We start from the raw sequence: 7688 nt of genomic DNA, 5'->3' as shown, positions 1-7688 counted from the left end.
CGGGACTTGCACCCGCTGGCCTGTCAAAGATCGAAGGCTGCACCAGAAAGATGGGGACAAAATGCACAAGACAGCAGAGACAACAGGGGCCGCAAGGACGGGCACAACCTTACAGCAGTCTAACTCATGACGCAGCCGAGAAAATTCAGGTTTACCGCAGTATTTGCCGTTGAAATATCAGCGCTGACTGACGTCGTGCGGCTACGCAGTTCATGCTTCCATTTTTATGCCGGTATATTTTTCTGCAAAGGGCTTTGTTCTTCAAGGCAGCAACAGCTTGGTGTTTACCGAGAAAGCTTGCGGGTTCACTTTATCCAGGCTGTTGGTCAGTTTCTGCCAGTGAGCGGTTCCACCGTTTGTGCCCACCAGACTTACGTAGCCGAGCCACATTCCTTTGCCTCCGTATAGTGATAGATTCATTGGAACCTCCTGCTGGCGGGTTAGCGGCAGCGATCCGGTCAGCCTAGTGCTATCCGATAAGGTGCCGCTCAAGATTATGGTTCCTGAAGGTTGCACGGCCAGGTTCAGGGTGCCGCCATAGGAATTGCCAGGGCCGGTGGGCGCTAATAGGGTGTAATTAGCCTTGGTTGCCTGCTTGAGCACCAAGTCCGCCCAGAGGCTGGCGTTCCAGGAAGAGTAGTATTGGGATACGGTGCCAGTGAAGCCATCGTTGCCGATCAGGTCCAAAGTCAAACTGACCTTTAATGCCGGATCTTTTCCGCGCAGGAGGGTTAGATTGGTGGTGCCGCTCAAACCGAGTGCGCCAGAAATAGAGCTCATGCCGCCTTTGTAGATGAGTTGGCCGGTAAACGTTCCTTTATCGGTTACGGTCAGCTTCACACTGCCGCTGTTGGTCCAGTCGGCTTGGAACACTTCGTTGCTCGGGCAAAATAAACCGGCGTAGTCACCTTTGCGGGCGAGATAGTTATTGGTGACAAAGTTGACGATCAGCACCAGGTTCGACTCCATGTTGAACTTGATGGCTGGTTTGTTGGTGCTCCAAATAACTGGACCGCTGAACCCGCGTTTGGCGATGCAGTTGGAGAAGAAATTACCGGAACCTGGCGTGGCAGTCAGGGTGTAGCTTTTGGGAATATCAAGTAATTGGCCATTCAGGTTTGGTGTGATCGTGCCACTGCCATAGCGAATAATGGTAAAAATATCGGTGGCGATTTTGACGAACTTGACGCTGTTGGTCTTGGAATAGTTGCTGGAGGTGTCCACGGCAAAAGCGGAGACAATGTTCGTACCCACCGCTGGAGTCACTAGCGTACTCCATTTATTGGTGCCGATGGCTAGAGTCCATGGTCCGCTATTCAGCCGATACCACACTTCCGCCACGCCTTTGGCATCGCTGGCGGTGCCGGTGATAAGAACCGCATTGGTGTAAGTGGGGCTGCGCGGAGCCGTAATGGCCACGGTTGGTGCTATCCGCTCAAAGGGCACAAAGATGACATTAATCCGGTTGGTGGTCATATTCCCGGCCCAATCTGCGGCGGTCACACTGATTTGATTCAGCCCCTGCTGCAATGCTACGGTCTGATTCCAAGTAGCGGTGGTATCAAGGCTAGCTGTGACATTGGAGACAGGGTTCCCGTTGATCCATACGCTGGCCACGCCGCTATTGCCTCGGTTCGCATCGGTTGCGGTGCCACTTAGGGTATATAACCGTTGATCTACCACTTGCCCGGACAGGTTGCTGATGGTCATGAAAGGCCCAAGGTTATCAATCACCAGTAGCTGGGCTACAGCGCTTGTGATGCTTCCATAGGCGTTAGTGATCACAATCCAGTAATTGCCTGAATCGGGAACTTGAACATTGGTTACGTCCAGACTGCTGTTGGTAGCTGAAATTAAATTCGCCCATTTGAACTGCCATTGATATGCCAATGGGGCAGTGCCAAAAGGAGAAACGATGAAGCTGGCTGTTGTGCCGACCAGGTTGGTTAAACTCACTGGCTGGGCTGTGATGGACGGAGGATAGAGCAGGCTTAGCGTGGCGACTGCACTGGTGGCCATGCCGTAGGCGTTGCTCACCACAACTCGGTAGTTGCCAGCATTGACGCCTTGGACATTAGCCAGCGTCAGCGTGCTGTTGGTTGCCGCACTCGAATTAGCCCCGTTAAACTGCCACTGGTAAATCAAAGGCGCAGTGCCTGTAGCATTTACAACAAATGTGGCATTTGAACCCGAAATCGTAATCTTGTTGGTCGGTTGAATAGAAATTATTGGAGGCAGGCCGACAGGGTGAGATTCATATTGATAAAGCTGCTGAACTTCGTTTGACGACAAAGCACGGAAGTAAACCCGAACATCATCAATCAAACCCGAATACTGGTCATGTATGATGCCAAGGGTGCTCCCCCAGTTATGTGCGCCAATCTCCAAGTTTCGAATACCCTGTGAACCCGAGGCGTGGTTTTGCATTGTATTCCGAAAGATGCCATCCAAATAGAGGTTCATTGTTGGGCCGTCGAATACAGCAACGACATGATGCCATTCATTGCTAAGGAATAAGAAATTGGTGACATCGCAATAATAGTAGTTGGCCCAATCAACATACTTATACATTCCGAACCCGTTATAATCTCCAATGACTGGTCCATTCCCCCAGATTGGGTTTGGATTATTCAGTCCGACGCCGTAATCCCATCCGCTATCTGAAGTAAATCCCGTTGCGCCGGCTAAATAAAACTGAGCATTTGTCAAGCTCACCCGATTCGCGGTCTGAAACCAAATGGAATAGGTGATTTGGGGTGGTTGGCTTGAAAAAAGGTTTGTCACATAAACAAAGGAAGAGATTCCGTTGAAGGATGCCGCCGACCCAGCAACTCCCAAGTGTCCCAGACCATACGTAACATTTGTCGCGACACCATGGTTCGCATTCCCGCTAGCATCATTCGCATTCCCGTTGAACGGGTAATAGGCGACTAAGCCGTTTGTAAGGAAGGATTGTGTCGTTACGATTGTTGGCATGTCCCCGCTCCACTGAGCAGTCAAAACTCTCCCCGTCAGCGGTGTTAGTGAATCATGGATGACAGTTCCACCTCCTTCATCGAGCAGTACTGCATTGTAAAGCCCATTAGTGTTCTGCGGAACTCCGGTGGTTGCGATTGAGTAAACTTCGTTTGACGTCAAGGTGCGGTTCCAGACTTTGATGCCATAAATCAAGCCGTTGAAAAAAGCAAAATCTGGCGTCGTCCCTGAGTCTCCATAACCGATAGCCATAGGAGCGTCCAAAACCGGACCTCCAGATGCGGATGAAGCAAAGTCAATCGGAGTTTGGACAATTTCTGTCCCAACAAATCTTCCATTCACATAGAAGGACATTTGCCCGTTAGTGGCCGCACAACAAATGTGTTGCCAAAGATTTGTTGTGATGGAACCTGTGGCTGTTCCTGTTCCCCAGTAATAATTCGGCCAACTTCCAAGAAAACCCAGCCCACCATCGGGCCGGATCGTTAGAGACCAATCCTTCCAATAAAGGGCCTTACTAAACAGACAAGCCTCACTCCCTAAGCTGAAAGGTTTTATCCACACTTCAAATGTATAGCTGGAATGAGTGGTCCCGTCGAGGTAGTAGCCGTCCAAAACGGCTTTGGAATCCGTTCCATTAAACCGCAGTGCGGCGTTTGAAGGCACTGTTGCCACCAGCCCCAGCCCGACAATGAGCAGGGAAACCATCTTAGTTATTTTTGACAACTTCATATTTATTTGGTTATTCATAAAGACTCCGTTTTTGAAGTATTACAGATTAGAACTGTATTTTTGAACCATATGAATCTACCCGCCCACCGACACCATGACCAATACTCAGTGCATCACCGAATTGATCCACAGATAGTTGAAAGTTCATGATGTATGCCTTTTAGTGTTAAATTTGAGGTTGATCCCTCGCGAACACCGACTACCCGATCCTTTGGAAAACAAAAAGGGCGCGAACTTGTCGCACCCCCTGGTAGGCACCGCGAAGCGCCTTGATGAGAAATGCACCAAGCCGCGCCGAGTGGCGCGTGCTTGGGCTTGATTCTCATCAGTGAAAATTCGCGGTTTTACCAGAGACCGTAGCCGTGCTACGCAAAGTTATGATTTAATATTTGTTTTTTACATGTTTTTTTGACTGACGAGAATAAGCCTACTTGATTTGCACGAAATTGTAAAGGAACTTTTAGCTGCCGAATTTATGCGATCTGCGTAGGTGTTTAGCGGTTCGAGGCGGCAGACTGGCGACAGGAAGTTCTGACCGATCTCAAAATTTCAAATTTCAGAGAGGCCGAACATGGCAGATAAACAAATGCGGATTGCGGATTGCGGATTGCGGATTGCGGATTGCGGATTGCGGATTGCGGAATGACGGAGAAAGCTGATTTTGCAGAAAAATGGGGAAACCGGACATGGCAAAAAGATTAGCTGGCATAAAAATTGGGAACTGGAACTTGCCCGCGAAACACGCTAATTCACACGAATGGGAATTGGAGGCCGGGCGCTCCATTTTATGCCATTGTTCCCCGGATTGTCGGGGACAACATTGGGTTACACCTTGTTCAGCAGGGTGAAATACGCGTCGCGCGACAACCCGGCGGTTTTAAGATTGTTGCGGATGATAAAAACGGGGACCTCGCGATAGGCGGGTATTACTACCGGGCGAGCGGTCCCGGACCGGACATAGGAACGGTGACTGCCTTCCTGGCGCGCGAAACGAAACCCAGCCGCCAGAAAAACGGCCTCGAGGGTTTGCCAGTCTTGGGGCGTGAACTTCGGCATGGCTGGCGCTACACTTCGGCCAAGCAAGTGCGTTGTTCAATCCCCAGCCAAATTGGGCCGCGCCATTCCCGCCGAGTACGCTGGTATCCAGCATCCTCTAAAACCTCCGCCAGCGTTCCATGTTCAGCCGCCGTGGCAAGGAAGAGGCGCACGGCCGCGTCCACCGCTTGCCGGGCGGATTCAGGTGTGGGGCCGGAACTGGCCACATCCAAGGGCATGGCGTGGGCAATGAACTGATCACCCTCCTGCCACACCTGCACTGTGTAGTCGAGTTTCATCGCAATAATCTAACGCGTTATTTCCCAACTGCCAATTCCTTTTGCAGAAAGATGAACCGGCAGAAAGATGGAAGCAGAGAGCGGAACCCTCGATTTCGGAATGCGGATTGCGGAATGGGTTAACAGAAAAATTGGGAACTGGTGAATTGACAGACCAATCCTTTCAGATATATGTTTCATCAACGGTTACGTTGCCCTGTGGCGAGCGGGCCAGTAAACCGTTTTAGTGAAAATACTATGCGGCACAAAACATTATCAAGCAAGGCATTGCGCCAGGATAAAAGCCCAGCGAAGCGGCTGAGCAATGGCTTTGTGCATGTGGCGGTGCCAGCGTCTGCCGCCCAAATCTGCAAGGCGCTCGGGATTGGTTCGGCGCAGACCAGGAATGTCCTCAGAGCGTTCGCTGCGGCAGGAGTAACGGGAGTAAAAGTCTAACGGGCAAGGGGCGCGAGGCGGTAATGAGTAAAACCGACAGCCAAGCCGTTTTCCTCAACGTTCCATTCGATACATCCTATGAACGTCTGCTCGTCGCGCAAATCAGCGTACTGGTGGCGTTAGGACGTATTCCTCATTGCGTACTCGAAATTCCGGAAGAAGGGCAAGGACGGTTGAATCGAATCCTGAAATTGCTGCAACAGTGCCCGGTCTCGATTCATGACCTGAGCCGGGTTGGCACCCCGGCGCGATTCAACATGCCATTTGAATTGGGCATTGCGTTCGCATTATCCCGAATCAACACGCGTCACAGCTTCATTGTTTTGGAGAAGAAACGTCATCGGTTGACCAAGACGTTGAGTGACCTGAACGGTATTGACCCAGGGATTCACAACGGCAGTCCGAAGGGCGTTATTGCCTGCTTGCTGAGCACGCTTGGCAGACCGGCAGGCATGCCACCCCTCAACGAGGTGGATTTTATCTACCGCCGTCTTTGGAAGGCGGTGCCAGAGTTGCGAAGAACTCACAACCGCAAGAATATCTTCTCCCGTATGATTTTTCTTGATCTGGTACGTGCGGCGACGCTTCTGGCCCGCTCAAAAGAGCTGATTAATTAGACGGGTGTTCCACCTTATTCTGACCTTCTCCCCCAGGTGGGGTAATCAAATGCGGAAAGCGGAGTGATTTTGCATAAAAATGGGGAAACCAGACATGGCAAAAAGATTAGCTGGCATAAAAATTGGGCCCCAATTCCTTTTGCAGAAAAATGAGCCGGCAGAAAGATGAAAGCAGAGAGCGGAAAGCGGAACGTTGAGGAGTTGAGGAGTTGAGGCGCGCATCCACATGCATTCTGGAGCGTGGAGCATTTGAGAAAGTGACCAGTCATCAGTCATCAGTTATCAGTTATCAGTTATCAATGCGGCGGCTTTTTTGAGCGCGGCGATGGTGGCGGCGCAGGCGGCGTCTTTGTCCATCGCATTCAGGGGTTTGTTGAACGGTTCGGCTCGCACGGGTCCGTCGTAGCTGATGCGCTGGAGCGCGCCCAGAAAGGTTTTGACCGGGATGACGCCGGTGGCGCAGGGCAGTTCGCGTTTGCCATCCTGCTGTTCGGGCAGGGGAATCCCCGCCGGGGCGTCGTTGAGGTCCACGGAGACTACGTCCGCGTTCGTGAGCTTGAGCAGGTCGGCTTCCGTTTCCCCGGCGGTCCACCAATGCCAGCTATCCAACACCACGCCGACGTTGCCGGTGCCGATTTCGGCGATGAGTTCCTGCATCTGGCGCAGCGAGTAGATGAAGGGGTTGGGCCGGTTTTGCCGAATGCTGGGGGTGCCGACGTATTCCAGGCCCAGCCGTTGCCCGTGATCGCGCAGCACCTTGGCGGCCTCGCGCAGGCGGGTGGCGTGCTGGCGGAGGTTGTCCGCGTACGCCAGTTCGGCGTGGGTGGGGGAAATCCAGGTGCCCACGCGGGTGACCCCGGCGCGCTGGAGACCGGCGGCAATTTTCGGCAGGGCTTCCAGGCTGGTGCGGAACTTGGCGTCATCCTGCCGGAAGTTCACGGCGAGGCCCGCGGAACCAAAGACGATGTTCCTGGCTTGCATTTCCGCCCGGAACGCGGCGAGGTCCGCGTCGCTGAGATCGGTCAGGAAGTTGGCATTTGGTTCGATGGCTTCAAAGCCGTATTGGTGCGCCAGCGCCAGTGTTTCGCGCGGGTTGGCTTTGACGCCGATGGCCCCTGGCGAAAGGGTCAGCCGCATCAAACGCTTGCGCACCGGAGTCTCGCCTGGGAGGGCGGGCAGCGGGCAGAGGGTGGCGGCCATGGCGGCGGTGGTCAGCGCGGCAAATTGCCGGCGTGAGGTACGGGAAGAACTGGTGTTCATAATATTCAGGTGCCATCGTGACCGATCCGGGCAATTACGCAAGCCCGGAGCGCGCGGCATTCCCATGAACCAGGGCTGCATCAATCGCGTTGGTGCGTTACGAATACTACGAGGTGGGCAAGGTCTGTGGTTCCGTACCCACTACTTTGGCCCTTGCTCCAAGGAAGCGCGGGAGCCGTATTTTTTGGAGTGCGGAATTCGGATTGCGGAATTGCCGCCGTTTCCCTTGCCGCCGTCGCGTTAAGGCTTGCGGAGGATCACCGGGGAACCACCTCTCATCCGGCCTGCGGCGCAGAGCAAATGCACGCGCCGACATTTTTGGAGTACGGCGGCA

General features: G+C 53.0%; 6 protein-coding genes. 2 read left to right on the top strand and 4 right to left on the bottom strand.

The window, feature by feature from the left end; all coding sequences use genetic code 11:
- Positions 1-261: 261 nt before the first annotated feature.
- From WCO56_27790 to WCO56_27780, 3 genes are all read right to left on the bottom strand, one after another.
- On the bottom strand, positions 262-3726 hold the full coding sequence (locus WCO56_27790; protein MEI7733405.1) for a LamG-like jellyroll fold domain-containing protein: 3465 nt from the start codon (positions 3724-3726) through the stop codon (positions 262-264).
- Positions 3727-4533: 807 nt separating this feature from the next.
- Entirely contained in the window at positions 4534-4764 is a 231-nt protein-coding gene (locus WCO56_27785; protein MEI7733404.1) for a type II toxin-antitoxin system HicA family toxin, read from the bottom strand.
- Between the two features lie 8 nt (positions 4765-4772).
- Positions 4773-5042, bottom strand: a complete 270-nt coding sequence (locus tag WCO56_27780) for a hypothetical protein (protein MEI7733403.1) — start codon at positions 5040-5042, stop codon at positions 4773-4775.
- A 237-nt stretch (positions 5043-5279) separates the two neighbouring features.
- On the opposite strand from WCO56_27780, the gene WCO56_27775 reads away from it, so the two are divergent.
- Entirely contained in the window at positions 5280-5477 is a 198-nt protein-coding gene (locus WCO56_27775; protein MEI7733402.1) for a hypothetical protein, read from the top strand.
- 23 nt (positions 5478-5500) lie between these two features.
- Positions 5501-6094 (top strand): hypothetical protein, encoded by a 594-nt coding sequence (locus tag WCO56_27770; protein MEI7733401.1) that lies wholly within the window; start codon positions 5501-5503, stop codon positions 6092-6094.
- A gap of 282 nt (positions 6095-6376) precedes the next feature.
- Here WCO56_27770 and WCO56_27765 read toward each other — a convergent pair whose 3' ends face one another.
- Complete coding sequence (locus WCO56_27765) at positions 6377-7354, bottom strand: sugar phosphate isomerase/epimerase family protein (protein ID MEI7733400.1); 978 nt, start codon at positions 7352-7354, stop codon at positions 6377-6379.
- Between the last annotated feature and the right edge of the window lie 334 nt (positions 7355-7688).

The sequence above is a fragment of the Verrucomicrobiota bacterium genome, from assembly GCA_037139415.1.
Taxonomy (GTDB): domain Bacteria; phylum Verrucomicrobiota; class Verrucomicrobiia; order Limisphaerales; family Fontisphaeraceae; genus JBAXGN01.
This window is presented reverse-complemented; position numbering and strand designations above follow the sequence as displayed.